This is a genomic window from Streptomyces sp. SID13726, assembly GCF_010548375.1.
GTDB lineage: Bacteria > Actinomycetota > Actinomycetes > Streptomycetales > Streptomycetaceae > Streptomyces.
Genome location: NZ_JAAGLY010000003.1, coordinates 606,257 through 630,494, shown reverse-complemented (window position 1 = coordinate 630,494; position 24,238 = coordinate 606,257). Strand labels below are relative to the sequence as shown.

Annotated in this window: 20 protein-coding genes and 1 riboswitch; of the genes, 17 read left to right on the top strand and 3 right to left on the bottom strand. The window is 70.6% G+C overall.

The features are described from left to right. Positions 1 to 65: 65 nt before the first annotated feature. From G3I78_RS10150 to G3I78_RS10110, 9 genes are all read left to right on the top strand, one after another. Complete coding sequence (locus G3I78_RS10150; protein WP_164423098.1) at positions 66 to 1,130, top strand: polyprenyl synthetase family protein; 1,065 nt, start codon at positions 66 to 68, stop codon at positions 1,128 to 1,130. Between the two features lie 121 nt (positions 1,131 to 1,251). Beyond that, the gene (shc, locus tag G3I78_RS10145; RefSeq protein WP_164422604.1) at positions 1,252 to 3,243 is read left to right on the top strand and encodes a squalene--hopene cyclase; all 1,992 of its coding nucleotides are present in this window, start codon (positions 1,252 to 1,254) and stop codon (positions 3,241 to 3,243) included. Continuing rightward, positions 3,243 to 3,884 (top strand): 1-hydroxy-2-methyl-2-butenyl 4-diphosphate reductase, encoded by a 642-nt coding sequence (locus G3I78_RS10140; protein WP_164422602.1) that lies wholly within the window; start codon positions 3,243 to 3,245, stop codon positions 3,882 to 3,884. The genes shc and G3I78_RS10140 overlap by 1 nt, the downstream gene beginning before the upstream one ends. A gap of 5 nt (positions 3,885 to 3,889) precedes the next feature. After that, on the top strand, positions 3,890 to 4,912 hold the full coding sequence (gene hpnH / locus G3I78_RS10135) for an adenosyl-hopene transferase HpnH (protein WP_164422600.1): 1,023 nt from the start codon (positions 3,890 to 3,892) through the stop codon (positions 4,910 to 4,912). A gap of 4 nt (positions 4,913 to 4,916) precedes the next feature. Then, on the top strand, positions 4,917 to 6,071 hold the full coding sequence (ispG, locus tag G3I78_RS10130; RefSeq protein ID WP_164422598.1) for a flavodoxin-dependent (E)-4-hydroxy-3-methylbut-2-enyl-diphosphate synthase: 1,155 nt from the start codon (positions 4,917 to 4,919) through the stop codon (positions 6,069 to 6,071). Between the two features lie 27 nt (positions 6,072 to 6,098). Then, positions 6,099 to 8,021, top strand: a complete 1,923-nt coding sequence (gene dxs / locus G3I78_RS10125; RefSeq protein WP_164422596.1) for a 1-deoxy-D-xylulose-5-phosphate synthase — start codon at positions 6,099 to 6,101, stop codon at positions 8,019 to 8,021. Further along, positions 8,018 to 9,403 carry an aspartate aminotransferase family protein gene (locus G3I78_RS10120; RefSeq protein ID WP_164422593.1) on the top strand — a complete coding sequence of 462 codons (1,386 nt, stop codon included), beginning with the start codon at positions 8,018 to 8,020 and terminating at the stop codon, positions 9,401 to 9,403. Before dxs ends, G3I78_RS10120 begins: the two co-directional genes overlap by 4 nt. Before the next feature lie 87 nt (positions 9,404 to 9,490). Then, the gene (locus G3I78_RS10115) at positions 9,491 to 10,096 is read left to right on the top strand and encodes an XRE family transcriptional regulator (protein WP_164422591.1); all 606 of its coding nucleotides are present in this window, start codon (positions 9,491 to 9,493) and stop codon (positions 10,094 to 10,096) included. Beyond that, positions 10,093 to 10,215: a DUF6126 family protein gene (locus G3I78_RS10110; protein WP_164422589.1), complete on the top strand. Its 123-nt coding sequence runs from the start codon at positions 10,093 to 10,095 to the stop codon at positions 10,213 to 10,215. Before G3I78_RS10115 ends, G3I78_RS10110 begins: the two co-directional genes overlap by 4 nt. A gap of 9 nt (positions 10,216 to 10,224) precedes the next feature. Here G3I78_RS10110 and G3I78_RS10105 read toward each other — a convergent pair whose 3' ends face one another. Continuing rightward, positions 10,225 to 11,022 (bottom strand): tyrosine-protein phosphatase, encoded by a 798-nt coding sequence (locus G3I78_RS10105; RefSeq protein WP_164422587.1) that lies wholly within the window; start codon positions 11,020 to 11,022, stop codon positions 10,225 to 10,227. A 207-nt stretch (positions 11,023 to 11,229) separates the two neighbouring features. On the opposite strand from G3I78_RS10105, the gene G3I78_RS10100 reads away from it, so the two are divergent. The 6 genes from G3I78_RS10100 (at position 11,230) to G3I78_RS10075 (ending at position 20,404) form a co-directional block, all read left to right on the top strand. Next, complete coding sequence (locus G3I78_RS10100) at positions 11,230 to 13,305, top strand: alpha-galactosidase (protein WP_164422585.1); 2,076 nt, start codon at positions 11,230 to 11,232, stop codon at positions 13,303 to 13,305. Between the two features lie 303 nt (positions 13,306 to 13,608). Further along, positions 13,609 to 13,770: riboswitch (cyclic di-AMP (ydaO/yuaA leader) on the top strand. A 4-nt stretch (positions 13,771 to 13,774) separates the two neighbouring features. Then, positions 13,775 to 14,725 (top strand): LysM peptidoglycan-binding domain-containing M23 family metallopeptidase, encoded by a 951-nt coding sequence (locus tag G3I78_RS10095; protein WP_164422583.1) that lies wholly within the window; start codon positions 13,775 to 13,777, stop codon positions 14,723 to 14,725. Between the two features lie 212 nt (positions 14,726 to 14,937). Further along, a complete protein-coding gene (locus G3I78_RS10090) occupies positions 14,938 to 17,664 on the top strand; it encodes a Tat pathway signal sequence domain protein (RefSeq protein ID WP_164422581.1) in 2,727 nt (908 codons plus the stop codon). Further along, entirely contained in the window at positions 17,661 to 18,755 is a 1,095-nt protein-coding gene (locus G3I78_RS10085) for a GDSL-type esterase/lipase family protein (RefSeq protein WP_164422579.1), read from the top strand. The genes G3I78_RS10090 and G3I78_RS10085 overlap by 4 nt, the downstream gene beginning before the upstream one ends. A 1-nt stretch (position 18,756) precedes the next feature. After that, on the top strand, positions 18,757 to 19,476 hold the full coding sequence (locus G3I78_RS10080; protein ID WP_164422577.1) for a DUF6250 domain-containing protein: 720 nt from the start codon (positions 18,757 to 18,759) through the stop codon (positions 19,474 to 19,476). Between the two features lie 142 nt (positions 19,477 to 19,618). Further along, a complete protein-coding gene (locus G3I78_RS10075; RefSeq protein ID WP_164422575.1) occupies positions 19,619 to 20,404 on the top strand; it encodes an SGNH/GDSL hydrolase family protein in 786 nt (261 codons plus the stop codon). 73 nt (positions 20,405 to 20,477) lie between these two features. On the opposite strand, the gene G3I78_RS10070 is transcribed toward G3I78_RS10075, so the two are convergent. Together G3I78_RS10070 and G3I78_RS10065 are read right to left on the bottom strand one after the other, a co-directional pair. Next, positions 20,478 to 21,089 carry a TetR/AcrR family transcriptional regulator gene (locus tag G3I78_RS10070; RefSeq protein ID WP_343243703.1) on the bottom strand — a complete coding sequence of 204 codons (612 nt, stop codon included), beginning with the start codon at positions 21,087 to 21,089 and terminating at the stop codon, positions 20,478 to 20,480. Between the two features lie 52 nt (positions 21,090 to 21,141). After that, on the bottom strand, positions 21,142 to 22,320 hold the full coding sequence (locus G3I78_RS10065; protein ID WP_164422574.1) for a glutamate dehydrogenase: 1,179 nt from the start codon (positions 22,318 to 22,320) through the stop codon (positions 21,142 to 21,144). A 175-nt stretch (positions 22,321 to 22,495) separates the two neighbouring features. Here G3I78_RS10065 and G3I78_RS10060 point away from each other — a divergent pair, with 175 nt between their 5' ends. Together G3I78_RS10060 and G3I78_RS10055 are read left to right on the top strand one after the other, a co-directional pair. Further along, the gene (locus G3I78_RS10060; protein ID WP_164422572.1) at positions 22,496 to 23,674 is read left to right on the top strand and encodes an MBL fold metallo-hydrolase; all 1,179 of its coding nucleotides are present in this window, start codon (positions 22,496 to 22,498) and stop codon (positions 23,672 to 23,674) included. 59 nt (positions 23,675 to 23,733) lie between these two features. Beyond that, on the top strand, positions 23,734 to 24,147 hold the full coding sequence (locus G3I78_RS10055) for an Lrp/AsnC family transcriptional regulator (RefSeq protein ID WP_164423094.1): 414 nt from the start codon (positions 23,734 to 23,736) through the stop codon (positions 24,145 to 24,147). The last annotated feature ends 91 nt before the right edge of the window (positions 24,148 to 24,238 follow it).

Below are 24,238 nucleotides of genomic sequence, written 5' to 3'. Positions count from 1 at the left end.
ATCAGCACGGCGCGTCCGGCCCCAGCACCTCCGGTACCGCAACAAGAGGAGAGACTGTGCCCACTGTGCCCCCGGCCGAGACGGCCGCTGCGAGGTCCGCGGTGGACGTGACCGCGCTGCTGGAGCGCGGCCGGACCCTGGCGACACCGGTGCTGAAGGCGGCCGTCGACCGCCTCGCGTCCCCGATGGACACCGTTTCCGCCTACCACTTCGGCTGGATCGACGCCGAGGGCAACCCCGCCGACGGCGACGGCGGCAAGGCCGTGCGCCCTGCCCTCGCGGTCCTCTCCGCCGAGGTCACCGGCGCCGCGCCCGAGACCGGCGTGCCCGGCGCGGTCGCCGTGGAACTGGTCCACAACTTCTCCCTGCTGCACGACGACCTCATGGACGGCGACGAACAGCGCCGCCACCGCGACACCGTGTGGAAGGTGCACGGCCCCGCCCAGGCCATCCTCGTCGGCGACGCCCTGTTCGCCCTGGCCAACGAGGTCCTGCTGGAGATCGGCACCGCCGAGGCGGGCCGCGCCACCCGCAGGCTGACCACCGCCACCCGCGCCCTGATCGACGGCCAGGCCCAGGACATCTCCTACGAGCACCGCGACCGCGTCAGCGTCGAGGAGTGCCTGGAGATGGAGGGCAACAAGACCGGCGCCCTGCTCGCCTGCGCCTCCTCCATCGGCGCGGTCCTCGGCGGCGCGGACGACCGCACCGCCGACACCCTGGAGAAGTACGGCTACCACCTCGGCCTCGCCTTCCAGGCCGTCGACGACCTCCTCGGCATCTGGGGCGACCCGGTCTCCACCGGCAAGCAGACCTGGAGCGACCTGCGCCAGCGCAAGAAGTCCCTGCCGGTCGTGGCCGCGCTCGCGGCGGGCGGCTCCGCCTCCGACCGGCTCGGCGAGATCCTCGCCGCGGACGCCAAGAGCAGCGACTTCGAGAACTTCTCCGAGGAGGAGTTCGCGTCCCGCGCCGCCCTCATCGAGGAGGCGGGCGGACGCGAGTGGACGGCCGGAGAAGCACGCCGTCAGCACACCATCGCCATCGAGGCCCTCGACGCCATCGACATGCCCGACCGGGTACGGGCGCAGTTCACGGCGCTCGCGGACTTCGTCGTCGTACGAAAGAGATGATCACTATCGGTCGAATAGCCCTCGCGTAGTCGCCGGCCGGTGCTGCGAGGAAAGGAAAAGCACCGGCCGACGGCGGACCCACAGCAGAGCACCACATTGCACACTGCACGAAGGGGAAGCCATGACAGCGACGACCGACGGAAGCACCGGGGCCCTCCCGCCCCGCGCTGCCGCGGCCAGCGAAACCCGTCTCGACACCCCCGTGGCGGCCGGGGTACAAGAAGCCGCCGTACGAGCCGTACAGCGCGCCACCGACCACCTGCTCGCCCGGCAGGACTCCCAGGGCTGGTGGAAGGGCGACCTCGAGACCAACGTCACGATGGACGCCGAGGATCTGCTGCTCCGTCAGTTCATCGGCATCCGCGACGAGGCGACCACCCGCGCCGCCGCGAAGTTCATCCGCGGCGAGCAGCGCGAGGACGGCACCTGGGCCTCCTTCTACGGCGGGCCCGGCGAACTCTCCACCACCATCGAGGCGTACGTCGCCCTCCGCCTGGACGGCGACGCGCCGGACGCCCCGCACATGGCGAAGGCGTCCGCCTGGATCCGCGCCCGGGGCGGGATCGCCGCCGCCCGGGTGTTCACCCGGATCTGGCTCGCCCTGTTCGGCTGGTGGAAGTGGGAGGACCTGCCCGAACTCCCGCCGGAGCTCATCTACTTCCCCAAGTGGGTCCCGCTCAACATCTACGACTTCGGGTGCTGGGCCCGCCAGACCATCGTCCCGTTGACGATCGTCTCCGCGAAGCGCCCGGTGCGGCCCGCGCCCTTCCCGCTCGACGAACTGCACGCCGACGCCGCCGCCCCGAACCCGGCCAAGCCGCTCGCCCCGGTGGCGAGTTGGGACGGCGCCTTCCAGCGGCTCGACAAGGCGCTGCACCAGCTGCGCAAGGTCGCCCCGCGCAGACTCCGCAGAGCGGCGATGAACAGCGCGGCCCGCTGGATCATCGAGCGGCAGGAGAACGACGGCTGCTGGGGCGGCATCCAGCCCCCGGCCGTCTATTCGGTGATCGCCCTGCACCTGCTCGGCTACGACCTCGAACACCCGGTCATGCGGGCCGGGTTGGAGTCCCTGGACCGCTTCGCCATCTGGCGCGAGGACGGGTCCCGGATGATCGAGGCCTGCCAGTCGCCGGTGTGGGACACCTGCCTCGCCACCATCGCGCTGTTCGACGCCGGAGTGCCCGCCGATCACCCGCAGCTCGTCAAGGCCGCGGACTGGATGCTCGGTGAGGAGATCGTGCGGCCCGGCGACTGGGCGGTGAAGCGGCCCCAACTTCCGCCGGGCGGCTGGGCGTTCGAGTTCCACAACGACAACTACCCCGACATCGACGACACCGCCGAGGTCGTCCTCGCGCTGCGCCGGGTCAAGCACCACGACCCCGAGCGGATCGAGCGGGCCATCGGGCGCGGGGTGCGCTGGAACCTCGGGATGCAGTCGAAGAACGGTGCCTGGGCCGCGTTCGACGTCGACAACACCAGCCCGTTCCCCAACCGGCTGCCCTTCTGCGACTTCGGCGAGGTCATCGACCCGCCGTCCGCCGACGTCACCGCGCACGTGGTGGAGATGCTGGCCGTCGAGGGGCTGTCCCACGACCCGCGCACCCGGCGCGGCATCGACTGGCTGCTCGCCGAACAGGAGCCGGACGGCTCGTGGTTCGGGCGCTGGGGCGTCAACTACGTCTACGGCACCGGGTCCGTGGTGCCCGCGCTGACCGCGGCGGGGCTGCCCGCCTCGCACCCGGCGATCCGCCGGGCCGTCGCCTGGCTGGAGAAGGTCCAGAACGACGACGGCGGCTGGGGCGAGGATCTGCGCTCCTACAAGCACGTCAAGGAGTGGAGCGGCCGCGGCGCCTCCACGGCCTCCCAGACGGCCTGGGCACTGATGGCATTGCTCGCGGCGGGGGAGATGGACTCCAAGGCCGTCGAGCGGGGCATCGAATGGCTCGCGAGCACCCAGCGCGAGGACGGCTCCTGGGACGAGCCGTACTTCACCGGCACCGGCTTCCCCTGGGACTTCTCCATCAACTACCACCTCTACCGGCAGGTCTTCCCACTCACCGCCCTCGGTCGATACGTCCACGGAGAACCGTTCTCCCGGACCGAGGCCCTCTGATGAGCGCCCAGCCCGCCACCGCCCCGCTGCTGATCGCCTGCGCGCTCGGCATCGAGCACCTCGCCCTGCGCACCGGCGAGCGCGGCGGGGCCGGCGGGCCCGTCACCCTGCTCCGCACCGGCATGGGCCCCAAGGCGGCGGAACGCTCCGTCACCCGGCGCCTGGCCGACCCGGACCTCGCCGGGGCCGCCGTCCTCGCCACCGGCTTCTGCGCGGGGCTCGCCCCCGGGATGCACCCCGGCGATCTGGTGGTCGCCGAGGAGACCCGGGATCCGGACGGAACCGTTCCGTGTGTGGAGACCGACCTACTCGTCAAGGAGCTCGCACGGGTCGTACCGGGACGTACCGTGCACACCGGCCCTCTCGCCGGCTCCGATCACGTCATCCGAGGTCACGAGCGCTCCGATCTGCTCGCGACCGGCGCGATCGCGGTCGACATGGAATCCGCGACCACGCTCCTGAGCGCCGTACGCGCGGGCGAGCGCCCCGTTGCGGCCGTCCGGGTGGTCGTGGACGCTCCACAACATGAACTCGTCCGTATCGGCACGGTGCGCGGTGGAATATCGGCTTTCCGCGTCCTTCGTGCCGTACTTCCGGCTTTCTACGAATGGCACCGTTCCTTGCTGCTCCCCAGGAGGTGAGCCAGATGGCCATGCCGCTGCGTCAGTCCATCAAGGTCGCTACATACTTGGCCGAACAGAAGCTCCGCAAGCGGGACAAGTTCCCGCTGATCGTGGAGCTGGAGCCCCTCTTCGCGTGCAATCTCAAGTGCGAGGGCTGTGGCAAGATCCAGCATCCGGCGGGTGTGCTCAAGCAGCGCATGCCGGTGGCGCAGGCCGTCGGAGCGGTCCTGGAGTCCGGTGCGCCGATGGTGTCCATCGCCGGCGGTGAGCCGCTGATGCACCCTCAGATCGACGAGATCGTGCGGCAGTTGGTGGCGAAGAAGAAGTACGTCTTCCTCTGCACCAACGCCATGCTGCTGCGCAAGAAGATGGACAAGTTCAAACCCTCCCCGTACTTCGCCTTCGCCGTGCACATCGACGGCCTGAAGGAGCGGCACGACGAGTCGGTCGCCAAGGAGGGCGTGTTCGACGAGGCCGTGGCGGCGATCAAGGAGGCCAAGCAGCGCGGCTTCCGGGTCACCACCAACTCGACCTTCTTCAACACCGACACCCCGCAGACCATCATCGAGGTGCTCAACTTCCTCAACGACGACCTCAAGGTCGACGAGATGATGATCTCGCCCGCCTACGCCTATGAGAAGGCGCCCGACCAGGAGCACTTCCTGGGCGTGGAGCAGACCCGCGAGCTGTTCAAGAAGGCCTTCGCGGGCGGCAACCGCAAGAAGTGGCGGCTCAACCACTCCCCGCTCTTCCTGGACTTCCTGGAGGGCAAGGTCGACTTCCCGTGCACGGCCTGGGCGATCCCGAACTACTCCCTGTTCGGCTGGCAGCGGCCCTGCTACCTGATGAGCGACGGGTACGTGCCGACGTACCGCGAACTCATCGAGGAGACCGACTGGGACAAGTACGGCCGCGGCAAGGACCCGCGCTGCGCCAACTGCATGGCGCACTGCGGCTACGAGCCCACCGCCGTCCTCGCCACCATGGGCTCGCTCAAGGAGTCGCTGCGGGCCATGCGCGAGACCGTCTCCGGAAACCGCGAGTAGCGCCGTGACCGCCATTCCCTTGGGCGTCCCCGAGGTACCGGTCCGGCCGATCGCCGAGCGGCGCGTGTCGCGGCAGATCATGGTCGGGCCGGTGGCGGTCGGGGGCGGGGCCCCGGTGTCGGTGCAGTCGATGACGACGACCCGTACGTCGGACATCGGTGCCACGCTCCAGCAGATCGCCGAACTCACCGCGTCCGGCTGCCAGATCGTCCGCGTCGCCTGCCCCACGCAGGACGACGCGGACGCGCTGGCGACCATCGCGCGCAAGTCGCAGATCCCGGTGATCGCGGACATCCACTTCCAGCCCAAGTACGTGTTCGCGGCGATCGAGGCCGGCTGCGCGGCCGTACGCGTCAATCCCGGCAACATCAAGCAGTTCGACGACAAGGTGAAGGAGATCGCGCGGGCCGCGAAGGACCACGGCACGCCGATCAGGATCGGGGTCAACGCCGGGTCGCTGGACCGGCGGCTGCTCCAGAAGTACGGCAAGGCGACTCCCGAGGCTCTGGTGGAGAGCGCGCTGTGGGAGGCGTCGCTCTTCGAGGAGCACGGCTTCCGGGACATCAAGATCTCCGTCAAGCACAACGACCCCGTGGTGATGGTGGGTGCCTACACGCTCCTCGCCGAGCAGTGCGACTACCCGCTGCACCTGGGGGTCACGGAGGCCGGGCCCGCCTTCCAGGGGACGATCAAGTCGGCGGTGGCCTTCGGGGCGCTGCTGTCGCGGGGGATCGGCGACACCATCCGGGTGTCCCTGTCCGCCCCGCCCGTCGAGGAGGTCAAGGTCGGCATCCAGATCCTGGAGTCGCTGAACCTGCGGCAGCGGCGCCTGGAGATCGTGTCGTGTCCGTCCTGCGGGCGCGCTCAGGTCGACGTCTACAAGCTGGCCGACGAGGTCACGGCGGGTCTCGAGGGCATGGAAGTGCCCCTGCGGGTCGCGGTGATGGGGTGTGTGGTCAACGGTCCCGGCGAGGCGCGGGAGGCGGACCTGGGGGTCGCCTCCGGCAACGGCAAGGGGCAGATCTTCGTGAAGGGCGAGGTCATCAAGACCGTCCCGGAGTCGAAGATCGTGGAGACCCTCATCGAGGAGGCGATGAAGATCGCCGAGCAGATGGAACAGGACGGCGTCTCGGGGGAGCCGGCCGTCACCGTGAGTTGAACAGCACGGACCGAAGGGGGCCCGAGCGTGACCATTCTGGAGACCATCCGGGGACCACGCGACCTGAAGGCGCTGTCCGAGTCGGATCTCGGTGAACTGTCCGAAGAAATCAGGGAGTTCCTGGTGCACGCGGTCGCCAGGACCGGCGGACACCTCGGGCCCAACCTGGGGGTGGTGGAACTCTCCATCGCGCTCCACCGGGTCTTCGAGTCGCCGGTCGACCGCATCGTGTGGGACACCGGCCATCAGAGCTATGTGCACAAGATCCTGACGGGACGTCAGGACTTCTCCAAGCTGCGATCCAAGGGCGGCCTGTCCGGCTACCCCTCGCGGGCCGAGTCCGAGCACGACATCGTCGAGAACAGCCACGCCTCCACGGCGCTCGGCTGGGCCGACGGACTCGCCAAGGCCCGCCAGGTGCAGGGGGACACGGGACACGTCGTCGCGGTCATCGGCGACGGCGCGCTCACCGGCGGGATGGCCTGGGAGGCGCTGAACAACATCGCGGCCGCCAAGGACCGGCCGCTGATCATCGTCGTCAACGACAACGAGCGGTCGTACTCGCCGACCATCGGGGGCCTCGCCAACCACCTGGCCACCCTGCGTACGACGGACAGCTACGAGAAGGTGCTGGCCTGGGGGAAGGACGTACTCCTGAAGACCCCGGTCGTCGGCAACACCATCTACGAGTCGCTGCACGGCGCGAAGAAGGGCTTCAAGGACGCCTTCGCGCCGCAGGGCATGTTCGAGGACCTGGGGCTGAAGTACGTCGGCCCGATCGACGGGCACGACATCGGGGCCGTCGAGTCCGCCCTGCGGCGCGCGAAACGCTTCCACGGCCCGGTGCTCATCCACTGCCTCACGGAGAAGGGGCGCGGTTACGAGCCCGCCCTCGCGCACGAGGAGGACCACTTCCACACCGTCGGGGTGATGGACCCCCTCACCTGCGAGCCGCTCGCGCCCTCCAACGGGCCTTCCTGGACCTCGGTGTTCGGCGACGAGATCGTCGCGATCGGGGAGGAGCGCGAGGACGTCGTGGCGATCACGGCGGCCATGCTGCACCCGGTCGGGCTCGGGAAGTTCGCTCAGCGGTTCCCGGACCGGGTGTGGGACGTCGGGATCGCGGAGCAGCACGCGGCCGTGTCGGCGGCCGGGCTCGCCACCGGTGGGCTCCATCCGGTCGTCGCCGTCTACGCCACCTTCCTGAACCGGGCCTTCGACCAGTTGCTGATGGATGTCGCCCTGCATCGCTGCGGGGTGACCTTCGTGCTGGACCGGGCCGGGGTCACGGGTGTCGACGGGGCCTCCCACAACGGGATGTGGGACATGTCGATCCTCCAGGTGGTGCCGGGGCTGCGGATCGCCGCGCCCCGGGACGCCGACCAACTCCGGGCGCAGCTGCGGGAGGCGGTCGCCGTGGACGACGCGCCGACGCTGGTGCGGTTCCCGAAGGAGTCGGTGGGTCCCGTGATCGCGGCGGTGGACCACGTGGGCGGCATGGACGTGCTCCATCGAGGGGAGCGGCCCGAGGTGTTGCTCGTCGCCGTCGGTGTCATGGCGCCGGTGTGCCTCCAAGCCGCCGAACTGCTGGCGGCCCGGGGCGTCAACTGCACGGTGGTGGACCCTCGTTGGGTCAAGCCCGTCGACCCCGCGCTGCCGGGGCTCGCCGCCGAGCACCGGCTGGTGGCCGTCGTCGAGGACAACAGCCGGGCCGCCGGGGTGGGCGCGGCGGTCGCGCTGGCCCTTGGGGACGCCGAAGTCGACGTGCCCGTACGGCGGTTCGGGATTCCGGAGCAGTTCCTCGCGCACGCCAAGCGGGGCGAGGTGCTCGCCGACATCGGGCTGACGCCGGTCGAGGTGGCGGGGCGGATCAGCGCGAGCCTGGCCGTGAAGGAACAGGCCGAATCCGTCGTCAAGGAACAGGCCGAAGCCAAGGAGAAACCTGAATGACCACGGAGTTCGACCTCGGCAGACTCCTGGCCGAGCGCGGAGCCGAACGCTACGAACTGCACGGGAAGTACCTGAACCACCAACTCCCGCGCATGCTGCACACCATCGGCTTCGACAAGGTCTACGAGCGCGGTCAGGGCGCCTACTTCTGGGACGCGGACGGCAACGATTACCTGGACATGCTCGCCGGGTTCGGGGTGATGGGCCTGGGGCGCCACCACCCCGTCGTCCGCAAGGCGCTGCACGACGTCCTCGACGCCGGCCTCGCCGACCTCACCCGCTTCGACTGCCAGCCGCTGCCCGGGCTGCTGGCCGAGAAGCTGCTCTCGTACAGCCCGCACCTGGACCGGGTGTTCTTCGGCAACAGCGGCACGGAGGCGGTGGAGACCGCGCTGAAGTTCGCCCGGTACGCCACCGGGAAGCCCCGGGTCCTGTACTGCGACCACGCCTTCCACGGGCTGACCACCGGGTCGCTCTCGGTCAACGGCGAGTCCGGCTTCCGGGACGGATTCGCACCCCTGCTGCCCGACACCGCCGTACCTCTCGGTGATCTCGACGCCCTGGCAAGGGAGTTGAAGAAGGGCGACGTCGCCGCCCTGGTCGTCGAGCCGATCCAGGGCAAGGGCGTGCACGAGGCGCCGCCCGGCTATCTGCGGGCCGCGCAGGAGCTGTTGCGCAGGCACAAGGCGCTGCTCATCGCCGACGAGGTGCAGACCGGGCTCGGCCGGACCGGGGACTTCTACGCCTATCAGCACGAGGACGGCGTCGAGCCCGACCTGGTGTGTGTGGCCAAGGCGCTCTCCGGCGGCTATGTGCCGGTCGGCGCCACCCTCGGCAAGGACTGGATCTTCAAGAAGGTCTACTCCTCGATGGACCGGGTCCTCGTGCACTCCGCGAGCTTCGGGGCCAACGCCCAGGCCATGGCGGCCGGGCTCGCCGTCCTCTCGGTCATGGAGAACGAGCAGATCGTCGCGAACGCCCGCGCCGCTGGCGACCTGCTCAGGTCCCGGCTCGCGGCACTGGTCGACAAGTACGAACTGCTCGCCGACGTACGCGGCCGGGGGCTGATGGTCGGCATCGAGTTCGGCCGGCCCAAGTCGCTGAAGCTGCGCGGGCGCTGGACCATGCTCCAGGCCGCGCGCAAGGGCCTGTTCGCGCAGATGGTCGTCGTCCCGCTGCTCCAGCGGCACCGGATCCTCACCCAGGTCTCCGGCGACCACCTGGAGGTGATCAAGCTGATCCCGCCGCTGGTCGTCGGGGAGAAGGAGGTGGACCGGTTCGTCGACGCCTTCACCGACGTCATGGACGACGCGCACAGCGGCAGCGGACTGATGTGGGACTTCAGCAAGACGCTGGTGAAGCAGGCGGTGGCCAACCGCTGAGACGGAGCGGTGGACGGTCGCTGACGGGAGTTTTGCCTCTGAGGCAATGAATTTGCCGCAGAGGCAAAACTTCGGCTCAATGGAGGCATGAGCTCCCCGGAAGCCTTCACGGAGCTGCCCTCGGTGGCTCCTCAGCTCCGCGCACTGCGCCGCCGCGCCTCCCTCACCCTGGAGGCCGCGGCCGCCGCCGCGGGGCTGTCGCCCGCCCACCTCTCCAGGCTGGAGACCGGGCAGCGCCAGCCCTCACTGCCGATGCTGCTCGCGCTGGCCCGTATCTACGGTACGACGGTCTCGGAACTGCTCGGTGAGTCGGTCGCCGACCGGGACGCCGTGGTGCGCGCCGCCGACATGGAACCGACCGAGGCGGGCGGCTGGACCTACTTCCAGGCGGGCGCGTCCGGTCGCGGGATGCAGGCCCTGCGGGTCCGTGTCCCCCAGGGCTCGCAGGGCGACATCGTGCGGGTGCACCCCGGCGAGGAGTGGCTCTACGTCCTGGAGGGGCGGCTCAGGCTCCGCCTCGGGGACACCACACACCGGCTCGGTCCGGGCGACAGCGCGCACTTCGACTCGCTGACCCCGCACCGCATCGCCGCCCAGGACCCCGCCGGCGTCGAGCTCCTGTTCGTCCACACCCTGTTGCAGAGTCCCACGGCCGCGCTGTGCCTGGGCCCCACCCCTGGAGAGACGCCATGAGTGACATGGAGGAGAAGTTCCCTCGCGCCCTGTGGGTGCGCCTGATCATCTATCTGGTGATCGGGCACGTCTTCGCGGCCTTCATCTACTTGCTCTTCGAGGTGGGCGCGGGGCAGTAGCCGTATACCTCAGTCGAGCAGCCGGGCGCGCAGCCGCTCGCGGATCTCCGGGGTGATCCCGAGACCCTTCTCCAGGTAGGCGTCGACGCCGCCCCAGGTCTCCTCGATGGTCTCGAAGCCCGCCGTCAGATACTCGGTGCGGGCGTCGAACAGCGGGCTCAGCAGCTCCATGACCTCGGGGGAGTAGGCGTCGGCGGCGCCCGAGGTGCGGCGGACCCGGTAGCGGCGGTGCTTGGCGTTCGACTCCAGGTAGTCGGCGACGATCGCCTCGCGCTCCACGCCCACGGCGAGCAGGGTCACGGCTATGGAGAGCCCCGCGCGGTCCTTGCCGGCCGCGCAGTGCATGAGGGCCGGGACGCTGTCCTCGGCGAGGGCGCGCAGCACCTGGGAGTGCTCGGCGGTGCGCTCCTTGACGATCTTGCGGTAGGCGGTGATCATCCGGTTCGCGCCCTTGCCGTCGCTGAGGATCTCGCGCAGCTGGTCGAGTTCGCCGTCGCGGACCATCTTCCAGAACTCGACGCCGTCGGCCGGGTCGCTCAGCGGGAGGTTCACATTGCGCACCCCCGGCAGCTCGACGTCCAGGCCCTCCAGCTTCTGGTCCGCCGCGTTGCGGAAGTCGAAGATCGTGTGCAGGCCGAGGGAGGACAGGAAGGCCGTGTCGGCCTCGGTCGCGTGCGCGAGGTGACCGCTGCGGAACAGCACTCCGTGCCGCACCCGCCGTCCGTCCGCCGTCGGCAGTCCGCCCACGTCACGGAAATTGCGGACACCGGCCAGCTCGGGTTCGGTCGACGGGATCTGCTGCGTCACGGGGGCTCCTCCCAGCCGCGGGCACCGCCGGCGCTGCTCGTCGGCGGGCACGCTCTCGACGATACGACATGTGTTCGTGGGGCAATGAGTTGTCCACAGGCCCGGCAACGAGTTCTCCACAGGCGTTGCAGACGGGGCTCGCGGACGTTGATGATGTTGGTGCCTGAGCACACCTGTTGGCACCTGTTCGGATCTGTGAGGGGCACGATGCTGGAGATCGCCGAGAACGGCCGTACGTGGATTCTGTCCGGGCCGACCAGCAGTTACGCCCTGCACCTCGGTGCCGAGGGCGAACTGCTGCACCTGCACTGGGGAGCGCGGATCTCCCTCGCCGACGCCGAGGCCCTCGCCGCCCGGCCGGAGCCGAAGTACTGGCCCTTCGAGTCCCAGCTCGACGGGCGTGAGGAGTACCCGGTCGAGGGCGGCCCCCGCTTCACCCGCCCCGCCCTGTCCGTGCGCACCGACGAGCGCCGCGGCACCGAGTGGACCTTCGAGAGGTACGACACCGAGGGCGACGAACTGCGGCTGCGGTTCCGGGACGGCGGGCTGGCGATCACACTGCACCACCGGATGCGCCACGACGTCGTGGAGCGCTGGGTGACGCTGGACAACGACGGCCCGGAGCCGGTCGAGGTGCTGCGCGCCGACTCGGCCACCTGGACGCTGCCCGACCGCGAGGACGCCTGGCGGCTCTCCCAGCTGCACGGCCGCTGGGCCGCCGAGTCCCGGCTCACGCAGGCCCCCCTGACCTACGGCGAGAAGGTCATCGGCAGCCGCCGCGGCCACACCGGGCACCAGCACCTGCCGTGGGTCGCACTCGACACCGACGCCACCGAGGAGCGCGGCGAGGTCTACGGCTGTGCCCTAGGCTGGTCGGGGTCCTGGCGGATCGCCGTCGCCCAACTCCCCGACGCGCGCGTGCAGATCACCGGCGGCGCCGGGTACGACGACTCGGGCCTGCTGAGCCTGGCGGCCGGGGAGTCCTTCGCGACCCCCGTCTTCGCGGGTCTGTGGAGCGACGGCGGCTTCGGCGGCGCGAGCCGGGCCTGGCACGCCTACCAGCGGGCGTACGTCATCCCGGACGCGGACCAGGACCGGCCCGTGCTGTTCAACTCCTGGGAGGCCACCAACTTCGACATCTCCGAGGAGCAGCAGGGCACCCTCGCCCGGCGGGCCGCCGCGATCGGCGTCGAGCTGTTCGTGGTCGACGACGGCTGGTTCGGCACCCGCACCAGCGACCGGGCCGGGCTCGGCGACTGGGCACCCAACCCCGACCGCTTCCCCTCGGGCCTCAAGCCGCTCGCCGACTACGTGTGCGCGCTGGGCATGCAGTTCGGCATCTGGGTCGAGCCGGAGATGGTCAACCCGGACAGCGAGCTGTACCGCGCCCACCCCGACTGGGTGCAGTACCAAGCGGGACGAAAGCGGACGGAGTTCCGCAATCAGCTGGTGCTGAACCTCGCGCGCGAGGATGTGCGGGAGTACCTGTGGGAGCAGCTCGACACGCTCCTTTCGAGTGCCCCGATCGACTATGTGAAGTGGGACTTCAACCGCTGCTTCACCGACGCGGGCTGGCCCGGCGAGCCGTACCCGCAGCGCCTCTGGGTCGACCATGTACGCGGCTTCTATGCCCTGTTGGACCGGTTGCGGGCGGCGCACCCGGGTGTGGCGTTCGAGTCCTGCTCGGGCGGCGGCGGCCGGATCGACCTCGGAGTGATGAGCCGTACCGACCAGGTGTGGACCTCCGACAACACCGACCCGCTCGACCGCCTCGCCATCCAGCACGGCTTCAGCCAGATCCACCCCGCGCGCGTGATGGCCGCCTGGGTCACCGACAGCCCCAACACCCAGCTCAACGGCCGGGTCAGCTCGCTGCGGTTCCGGTTCGTGAGCGCCATGGCCGGGGTGCTCGGGGTCGGCGGGGACCTCGCGGAGTGGACCGAGGAGGAACTCGCCGAGGCGCATGAGTGGGTGGAGCTCTACAAGCGGATCCGGCCCCTGGTGCAGCGCGGCGACCTGTACCGGCTGCGTGCTCCGCGGGGCGGGCTCAGCGCGGTGCAGTACGTCCTCGGTGACGAGACCGTCGTGCTGGCCTGGCTCCAGGCGCAGCAGTACGGCGAGTCCGCCCCGGCGCTGCGGTTGCGCGGGCTCGACCCGACAGCCTCCTACGAATGCCTCGAAACGGGCGAAGTTCACCGAGGGGCCGTATTGCTGCATCACGGACTTCGCGTCGATGTGCGGGGCGACCTGGATGCGGCAGTTCTCCGTCTCCGCCGCATCTAGGGCATGTGCCCGAATTGGCGACTTCCTCCCAACTCCTTCTGGGAAAAGGGTTCCTGTGAATTCGTGACGTGAGGAGCGTCATATCCGTGACGGTGTGTCGCCCGTCATGTTCACGTAATTCGCGGGGTTCTCAAGGGGATTTGGCTCGGATGGAGGGCGTCCGATTCACGCAGGGTGACCGGTAATTCTCATACGGGATCAACAGGAACGCATACACAGGGAACCTCTCACTTGTCCCTTTGCGTCTTGCTCGTTTACGTTCGCCACCGATCCGGTCGGACGCCCAATCCTGCCGCCGAACGGATTCCGCACACACTCACCCGTGCACGGCAGGAGCGGGGGACCCACAGGCAGTACCGCCTGTTCCGGTCTCCGGAACGGCTAGGGGTTAAGTCGCGTCTCGGCGCGGCCGGGCATCTCCAGTCCGAACCCGACAGCTCACCTCGCAGGCGCCGGAGAGGAATTCGCCATGCCCGCGAAGGGTAAGCACCGCCGCCCGAAGTCCCAGCGCTTCACCCGCTCGATCGCCGTCGCCGGCACCGGGGGCGCCGCGCTCGCCCTCCCGCTGATGGGGGCCACCGGCGCCCACGCGGCCACCTCCCAGTCCGTACCGGAAAAGGCCGTTCAGTCGCTGCCGGTCACGCAGCAGGCCGCCGAGAAGTCCGCGGAAAGGACGGCGACCAAGAAGGACGCCGCGAAGACCTCGACCGTGCACACCTATTCGGTGCGCGCCGGCGACTATCTCTCGAAGATCGCCGACGAGCAGAATGTCAGCGGTGGCTGGCAGAAGCTCTACGCGGACAACCGCCAGGCAGTCGGCGACGACCCCTCGCTGATCCACCCCGGCTTGAAGCTGTCGATCGGCAAGAAGGCCAAGACGAGCACGGCGAGGACCGAGTCCTCGGCCTCCTCCTCTTCCTCGTCCTCCTCGAAGGCGGAGAAGACGGAGTCGAAGGCGTCCACGTCGAACTCCACGGCCGCCACCCAGAGCTCCGACACCACCAGCTCCAGCGGCTACACCCTCCCGGTCACCGGTGCCACCGTCGGTACCGGCTACCGCGTCTCGGGCAGCATGTGGTCCAGCGGGTACCACACCGGCGTCGACTTCGTCGTCCCGACCGGTACCTCGCTGAAGGCCGTGGCCGCCGGCACGGTCGTCTCCGCCGGCTGGGGCGGCGCGTACGGCAACCAGGTCGTCATCAAGCTGAACGACGGCTACTACGCCCAGTACGCCCACCTCTCCCAGCTCTCCGTCTCGGCGGGCCAGACCGTGACCGAGGGGCAGCAGATCGGCCTCTCCGGCGCGACCGGCAACGTCACGGGGCCGCACCTGCACTTCGAGATCCGCACCACGCCGGACTACGGCTCGGACGTGGACCCGGTCTCCTACCTCCGCTCGAAGGGCGTCTCCGTCGGCTGACGACGCCTCCCTGCGCCACCGAAGGCCGGACCCCGATCCCCGGGTCCGGCCTTCGGTGTTTCCGCGCCGAGGCCCCCCGTGTTTCCGCGTTCATGATCACTTCATTGCGTTCTTGTGGCGGGCACGCTCAGGGCGTCGACAGGGAGGGGAGGGTGGGGACACAGTGAACTCCGTTGCCGCGCAAGCGCTTTCTACGGCCTTCGGAGGTCACCGTGTCCGGCGTCGACCGACGCACCGTCTTCAAGGGCGCCGCCGCCGCGGCCGCCCTCACCCCGCTCTCCTGGACCCTGTCCCGCACCGCCACCGCGGCGGACGACGAGGGCACCGAGCTCCACTGGCTGGAGGGCGCCACGCCCGAGGTCCACGCCGGCACCACCTGGGGTGTGCCATGGGCGCGCGGCAGGCACCGGCCGGAGCAGCGGTTCGCGCTGACCACCTCCGGCGGTGACGCGGTGCCGGTCCAGAGCTGGGTCACCGCCCACTGGCCCGACGGCTCGGTGAAGTGGACCGCGCACGCCATCGCGCCCGACGCGCCGAAGGCCGACCGCTACGTCCTGAGCGCGGGCGCCCCCGCCGCCCCCACCCACCGGGTCACCGTCGGCCGGGACCGCGGCGGCCGGGTCGAGGTGTCGACCGGCGTGATCTCCGCGGTCTTCGGCGCCAAGGGCTCCGACACCGTCGTACGGGCCGTCCGACGCGGCACGACCGAGATCGCCCGGGACGGCCGGCTGGTCGCACTGCGGCAGGAGTCCGTGCGGGAGGGCGCGGACCTCGACAGCTTCGCGGGCCGGATCGAGACGATCACGGTCGAGCAGGACGGACCGGTGCGAGCCGTGATCCGGGTCGAGGGCCGGCACCGGCACGGCGGCAGGGCCTGGCTGCCGTTCGTGCTGCGGTTCGCCTTCTCCGCGGGCGCCGACTCCTTCCGCCTGGTGCACACCTTCGTCTGGGACGGCGAGCAGAGACCCGGCTCCGACCGGGGCGACTTCCTGCGCGGGCTCGGCGTCCGCTTCACCGTCCCCCTGAGCGACCGGCCCTACGACCGCCATGTGCGGTTCGCCGACGCCGGCGGCGGCCTCTTCGGCGAGGCCGTCCAGGGCATCACGGGACTGCGCCGCGACCCGGGCGCCGCGGTACGGGCCGCGCAGATCGCGGGCGAGCGGCTGCCGGACACCGCCGGCTGGGACACCCGCGTGTCGAGCCGGCTGGCCTACATCCCGCAGTGGGGCGACTTCACGCTCACGCAGCCCACCGCGGACGGCTACCAGATCCGCAAACGCACCAAGGCCGGGTACGGCTGGATCCCGGCCGCGGCCGGACAACGCGCGGGCGGATTCGGGTACGTCGGCGGCGCGAGCGGTGGACTCTCCTTCGGGCTACGGGACTTCTGGCAGCGCCACCCCACCCAGCTCGACGTACGCGGCGCCGCATCCGAGGCCGCCGAGGTCACGCTCTGGCTGTACTCACCCGAGGCGCAGCCCCTGGACCTGCGCTTCTACCACGACGGCCTCGGCCAGGACACCTACGAGAAGCAGTCCGACGGCGGCCTGGAGATCACCTACGAGGACTACGAGCCCGGCTTCGGCACGCCCTACGGCATCGCGCGGACCAGCGAACTGACCTTCTGGGCCCTGGAGAAGACGCCGTCCGCCCCGGAGCTGGCGGCTCAGGCGAAGGCCGTGGCCGTTCCACCGCTGCTCACCGCCACACCCCAACGCCTGCACTCCGCCGGGGTGTTCGGGGACTGGGCGCCAGTGGACCGCTCCTCCAAGGCCCGCGCGGTGATCGAGGACCACCTCGACGACCTGTTCGCCTACTACCGCGACCAGCGCGAGGAGCGCCGCTGGTACGGCTTCCTCGACTACGGCGACGTCCAGCACACCTACGACAACGACCGGCATGTCTGGCGCTACGACATCGGCGGATTCGCCTGGGACAACTCGGAGTTGGGCACCGACCTCTGGCTCTGGTATCACTTCCTGCGCACCGGCTCCGCAGAGGTGTTCCGGTTCGCGGAGGCCATGACCCGGCACACCGGCGAGGTCGATGTCTACCACCTCGGCAAGTGGGCGGGCCTCGGCATCCGCCACGGAGTGCAGCACTGGGCGGACAGCGCCAAGCAGGTCCGTATCTCCACGGCCGCCAACCGCCGCTTCCACTACTTCCTCACCGGTGACGAACGCACCGGCGACCTGCTGAGCGAACTCGCCGACGTGGAGCTGACGTTCCTGGCCGTCGACCCCCAGCGCAAGGTCCGCACCGACGGCTACGAGCCCGGCGACCGGCACGCCCTGTCCGTCGGCTTCGGAACCGACTGGGGCGGAATCTCGGCCGCCTGGCTCACGGAGTGGGAGCGGGGCGGCCCGGGCGCGGCGAAGGCGAAGGCCAAGCTGGTCAACTCCTTGCGGACGATCGCCGCGCAGCCCAACGGGTTCTTCACGGGGACGGGCCTTCTCGACGCCGACACCGGGAAGTTCGCGGTGACGACCGACAAGGCCGTCAACGTCTCCCATCTCAGCGCCGTGTTCGGGCTCGTGGAGACCAACAGCGAGATCGTGTCGCTGCTGGGCGACGAGGAGCCGGAGTTCCGTACGGCCTGGCTCGACTACGCGCAGTACTACAACGCCACCGACGCCCAGAAGAAGCAACTCACCGGCTCCACCTGGAAGTCGGCGCTGCCCGCCGCCCACTCGCGCGTCACGGCGTACGCGGCTCGGCGCAGGAGCGACCCGTCGCTCGCCACGCGCGCGTGGAACGAGTTCTTCACCGGCAACGACACCTACTTCCCGTCCAACGACTGGAACCCCGTCACGATCAGGACCCCGACGGTCCTGCGCACCACGAAGGAGATCCCCTGGGTCTCCACCAACTCCTCCGCCCAGTGGGCCCTCGCGGCCATCCAGAACCTGGCCCTGATCGGAGACCGGATCCCGTCATGAGACGCACACTGCCGACCGCGGCGACGATCGCGGGGCTGCTCGTCGCCGCGACACCGCCCGCCCTCGCGTCCGGCGCCCCGGACGTCGTACGTCCCGACGACGGACGTATCGCCTACGAGGGGCACTGGAGCCGGACCGCCGACGCGGCCGTCACCGTCAACTCCGGTTCCCGGCTCCGCTTTCGCTTCTCCGGAACGACCGTCCACGCGCTCTTCGACATCTCGTCGGTCACCATGCCCGCGCAGATCCACGTGTCGGTCGACGGCGGGCCCAAGGAGGTGCACGCCGTCGACGCGGGGGACCTGGAGATCGTCGCGCACGGCCGCGGGGCCCACACCGTCGAGATCTCGGTCAAGGACGTCTTCTCGCGCGTCAACCGATGGACGCCTCCGCTGGAGAGCGGGGTGGTGCTCACCGGAATAAGGGGGCACCTGTTGTCTCAACACGTCCTCAGCAAGCGTGAGTTGGTGTTCTACGGCGACTCGATCACCCAAGGTGTCATGGCGCTGTGCGAGGTGAACACCTCCGACTGCGCGGACGGTACGGCCGCCTATCCCACCCTGGTCGCCGACGCCCTGCACGCCTCGCTCACGCAGGTCGGGTTCGGGCGGCAGGGGGTGATCCAGACCGGGAACGGGGGAGTGCCCGCCGCGTCGGACGCCTACGGCTGGAACTACGCCGGTTCCAGGGCTGATCCGGATCGCCGGGCCGACGTGATCGTGGTGAACCAGGGGACCAACGACACCGCGTTCGGCTCGGCGGAGTTCCAAGTCGCCTGTCGCGCCTACCTGTCACGGCTCCGGGCCGCCGCGCCGCACGCCCGCATTCTCGCCCTGCGCCCCTTCGACGGCAGCCATGCCGCCGACATCGCGGACGTAGTCCACGAACTCGCCGACCGGCGAACCGAGTTCGTCGACACGACCGGCTGGCTCGACGCGGCCCAGGGCGACTTCAACGGCACGGTCCATCCCAGTGCCCGGGGCCACCGCAAGGTGGCCGAACGGCTGATCGGCCTCATCTCGAAGAAGCACCCCCAGCAGAGCCCTCAAGCGAAGCCCCCGAGTGCAAGCATTCCGAATGGAGTCCTCTGACATGACGACCACCCGCAGAACCTTCGGAGCCCTCGCCGCCGGCGCCGCCCTGGCGGCCCTCGCCCCCACGGCCACCGCGAGCGCCTCGCCCCGGCACGGCCGCCTCCTCGCCCACGACGACTTCCGGCACGGTCTCGGCCAGTGGGCCGTCGAGCTGGAGCAGGGCGGCACGGTCACCGCGAAGCGGGGAGTGCTGGAGGTCGACGTACCCGCCGGCGCCACGGTCTGGTTCAGGAAGCGGCTCGAAGGGCCGTACGTCATCGAGTACACGGCCACGCCCGTCTCCGAGGGCGGGGTCAACGACCGGGTGTCCGATCTGAACAACTTCTGGAACGCGGTCGACGTCCGGTCCCCCGACGACCTCTTCGCCACCCGGCGCGGCGGAGTCCTCGCGGAGTACGACCACCTCAAGACGTACTACGTCGGATACGGCGCCAACACGAACACCACGACCCGACTGCGCCGTTACGTCGGCGAGGCCGGCGTCCGGCCGCTGATCTACGACTACACCGAGCCGCTGCTCGTCGCGAACGAGCCCAACCGGGTGCGGATCGTGTCCGACGGCTCCCGGGTGCGGTGGTGGGACAACGGGCGGCTCGTCTTCGACTACCCGGACCCGGCGCCGTACACGAGTGGGCATTTCGCGTTCCGGACCACCTGGAGCCACTTCAGGATCAGTGACTTCCGGGTGTGGCGGTCGCAGCGTCAACAGTCCTGCTGAGAGACCTATTCCTCGTTTGGCGAACACTTTAGGAGTGGCTTATCTCACCGCCCGTCAAGCCCTTCCTACGGTCGCGTAGGTCACATTCGAAGGTGAATCATGAACGACTGTGACAGACGATTCGAAGAATGACGGCAGAGCAGTGATCGGGTCGTACGTGGCGGTGGGGGACAGCTTCACCGAGGGCGTCGGCGACCCCGGCCCCGACGGGGCGTTCGTCGGTTGGGCCGATCGGTTCGCGGTGCTGCTCGCGGACCGACGGCCCGAGGGCGACTTCAACTACAGCAATCTCGCCGTGCGCGGGAAGCTGCTCGACCAGATCGTCGAGGACCAGCTTCCGCAGGCCGTCGAACTGGCACCGGACCTGGTGTCGTTCTGCGCCGGCGGCAACGACATCATCCGGCCGGGCACCGACCCCGACGAGGTCGCCGAGCGCTTCGAGCGGGCCATCGCGCGGCTCAGCGCGGTCTGCGGCACCGTCATGGTGACGACCGGGTTCGACACGCGTGGTGTGCCGGTGCTGAAGCATCTGCGCGGCAAGATCGCCACGTACAACGGGCATGTGCGGGCCGTGGCGGACCGGTACGGGTGCCCGGTGCTGGACCTGTGGTCCCTCAAGACCGTGCAGGACCGGCGGGCGTGGGACGACGACCGGCTGCATCTGTCTCCCGAGGGCCACACGCGTGTGGCGCTCCGCGCGGGACAGGTGCTCGGGCTCGATGTCCCGGCCGACCCGGACCAGGCGTGGCCGCCGCTGCCGCATCGCGGGCCGCTGGACGTACGGCGGGACGACGTGCACTGGGCCCGCGACTACCTGGTGCCCTGGATCGGTCGGCGGCTTCGGGGCGAGTCCTCGGGGGACCACGTGACGGCCAAGGGTGTGCTGTCCCCGGACGACATCAAGACGCGGATCGCTTCTGTGGCCTGAGCGGTGCGTGGAGCGGGATGGCGGCCCTGGATGGGGCGGGGTGCGGTGAGCGCGGTGGGGCGGCCCGGCCCCTTCAGGCCGTGAGCGCCGCCCTGTCCAGGCCCAGCTCCCGCGCCAGGGCCTCGTCCACCCACTCCTGGGCCCGGGAGCGGGGGATCGCGCCCGGGTAGGAGGTCAGTTGGACGGCGAGGCCGTCCAGGAGGGCCGTGAGGCGGAGGGCGGTGGCGTCGGGGTCCGGGCAGTCGAACTCGCCCGCGGTGACGCCCTCGGCGATCACCTCGGTCAGCGCGGCCTTCCAGCGGCTGTCGAGGTTGCGCGTGACCTCCTGGAGCGCCGGCTCGCGCAGGGACACCGCCCAGCCCTCGATCCACAGCCGCCAGCCCTTGGCCTGGCCGGTGGGGGCGTACCAGCGCACGGCCGCCCGCAGCCGCCGTAGCGCGCTGGTACGACGGCTCAGAAGCCCCCGGAGATGAGCGAGGTCGTCCTCGGCGGCGTAGGTGAACGCGGCGGCGACCAGCTTCTCCTTCGTCGAGAAGTGGTAGAGCACCAGGGCGTTGCTCACCCCGAGCGCCGAGGCCACGTCGGCGATCCGCACCGCCGCCACACCCCGCGCCTCGATCTGCTCCACGGCCGCCCGCAGCAGCTCCTCGCGCCGCTCGGCCACCGTCAACCGCACTCTTGCCACGAGGTCACCCTAATCCGTCACCCTGTGCGGCACCGCGCGGCGGGTGCCGAGGTCAGCGGTACCGGCCGAACCGCTCCGCGATCACCGGCAGCCGGTCCGCGACCAGCGCGTGCGCGGCGGCGCGCGGTGAGGTGCCGTCCGCTTCCGCGCGGGCCAGCAGTTGCCCGACCAGGGCGCGCATGGAACGCCGGATGTGGGCGAAGGCCTCGTCCGCGTCCGCGCCGATGTCGCCGAACAGGGTCCACCACCACCAGGCGTTCGTCCCGGAGTTGACGACCACGTCCGGCAGGACGGTGATCCCGCGCGCGGCCAGCAGGGTCTCCGCCGCTGGCAGCACGGGCATGTTGGCCGCCTCGACGATCCAACGGGCCCGGATCCGCTCCTGGTTGCCGGTGTCGATCGTGTACGACACGGCCGCGGGCACGAGCACCTCCGCGTCCAGCGACAGCCAGGCGTCGCCGGGCAGTTCCCGGTCGGCGGGGCGCAGCGCGGAGCGGTCCACCGTGCCGTAGGCGTCCCGGGCGGCCAGCAGCGCCTCCACGTCGAGGCCCGCCGGGTTGAAGACGGTGCCCTTGACGTCGGCGACGGCCACCACGGTGAGCCCCGCGCGCGTGAGGAAACGGGCCGTGGCCCCGCCCATGGTGCCCAGTCCCTGCACGCACACGCGTGTGCCCGCGTACGGCACCCCGGCCCGGTCGAGCGCGGTGAGCATCGACTCGGCCACCCCGCAGCCGCCCGCCAGCTCGTCGAGGCCGATGCCGTCCACCTCGACCGCGAACGCGTCCGCGAGCCGCCGCCTGGCCGCCTGCTCGTCGTCCAGCAGCGGGTACACCGCCTGGATCGAGGAGACCAGGCCGGCCTCCGCGGCCGCCCGGTCCACCAGGTCCTGGCTGAGACCGAGGTCCTCGCCGGTCGTCCAGAAGCTCTCGACGTACGGCCGCACGGCGCGCAGGTAGCGGACGAGGAGCCCGTACGCCTCCGGGGCCCGGGGGTCGCAGTCGATGCCGCCCTTGGCGCCGCCCAGCGGGACGTACCGCGCGTCGGGGTCGTAGTGCAGCGCCTCCTTCATGGTCATGCCGCGGGCGAGGCCGGTGATCTCGTCCAGGGTGCAGCCCGGGCGCATCCGCAGACCGCCGCTCGCCACGCCCCGCACCAGGCGGTCGACGACCAGGAAGCCCTGACGTCCGGTGACGTGATCGGTCCAGGTGAGCGACAGCAGGGGGGTGGTCACACGGGCTCCGGGGGTGAGGGACGGCTACTGAACGGGGAGTCAGTATTGGCAGTGCGGCGCGCCCTGTCAACGTGATCCCCTCCGACGGCGTCCTTCCCCCTGTGACCGGGCAGAACCGGCACTGTCAGAGGGGCGGACCATAATGGATGCCTCAGCTTCTCCATCTGGAGGTACCGTGACCGGCTTCCGTTCCCTGAGCTCCGGGCTCCGCGCGCTGCAGCCCGCGGCCTTCGGTGCGGACCCGAGCGGTGAGCGCATGGCGCGCATCCGCAGATCCCCCCACTTCAAGGACGGCGTCTTCCAGAACCCGGGCGGCACCGCGGCCAGGACCCGGCCCGACGGGTCGCCGCTGGAGTTCGCCAAGGTCTTCTTCGACGGCGACACCCGGCCCCAGCGGGCACCGGAAGGCCGTATCCCGGTGCATGCCACCACCCTCGCCGACCTCGTCAAGCCGCCCGCCACCGGGCTGCGGCTGACCTGGATGGGCCACTCCAGCGTGCTCGCCGAGATCGACGGCCGCCGGGTGCTGTTCGATCCCGTATGGGGCGAGCGCTGCTCCCCCTTCCCCTTCGCCGGGCCCAAGCGGCTGCACCCCGTCCCGCTGCCGCTCGCCGCGCTCGGACCGGTCGACGTGGTGGTCATCTCCCACGATCACTACGACCACCTGGACATGCCCACCATCAAGGAACTCGCCGGGACGGACACCGTGTTCGCCGTGCCGCTCGGGGTCGGGGCCCACCTGGAGCACTGGGGCGTCTCCGCCGACCGGCTGCGCGAGCTGGACTGGCACGAGTCGACCCAGGTCGCCGGCCTCACCCTGACGGCCACACCGGCCCGGCACTTCTGCGGACGCGGACTGCGCAACACCCAGCACACGCTGTGGGCGTCCTGGGTCGTCTCCAGCGGGGAGCACCGGGTGTACCACAGCGGTGACACCGGGTACTTCGACGGGTTCAAGGACATCGGGTCGGCCTTCGGGCCCTTCGACGCGACGATGATCCAGCTCGGGGCGTACTCGGACTTCTGGCCGGACATCCACATGACGCCCGAGGAGGCCGTGCGGTCCCACCTCGATCTTCAGGGCGGCGACGCCAAGGCGGGCGTGCTGCTGCCGATCCACTGGGGGACGTTCAACCTGGCCACGCACCCCTGGGCGGAGCCCGCGGAGCGCACCATGCTGCTCGCCCACGAGGCCGGCGTCCCGATGGCCTCGCCCCGGCCGGGGGAGCCGTTCGAGCCGGGTGCGGTGCCGGTGGTCGATCCCTGGTGGCGGGCGGTGGCTCGGCCTCCGGTCGGGGGGTGGGCGGCGCTGCCCACCGTTTCGGGGGACGTGGAGGCCGTGGTCGAGCACTGAGGCGGGCCTGACGCCCGGCAGGGCCGGCGGGCGGGTCTTCGCCGGCCGGTGAGCGTTGCCTGCTCGAAGGGCGGTGCACCTACGACGAACTCGCCCGGGTCGCCGGGGTGTCGGAGGCCACCGCCTGGCGTCGGCTCGGTGCGCTGCGGCGGGAAGGCCGGGTGTGGATCCGGGCCGTCATCGAACCGGTGCTGCTGGGACTGCCGGTGGAGGCGGTGCTGTGGGTGCGTGCCGTTCCGGCGGCCGTCGGGACGGTGACGGCCGCGCTCTCGTGCTCCGCCCATGTGCGGTACGTCAGCTTCGTCACCGGCGAGCGGCAGTTGCTGGTGCTCGCCGCGTTCCCGGACGAGGCCGCCCTGCACGACTTCGTCACGCGCTCCACGTGGTTGCGGGACACCGCGTCGGTGGACGTCTCGATGGTGCTGGGCTCGCTCGAACGCGGTGGGATGCTCGCGCCGTGGCTGGGTGACTGAGACCGCCCGCCGATACGGTCCGTGACATTCAGGAAGGCTCGGGCCAACGCTCGGGAGGTCTGCTGGGGCCTGCCGGGGCGCCTGTCGTGCG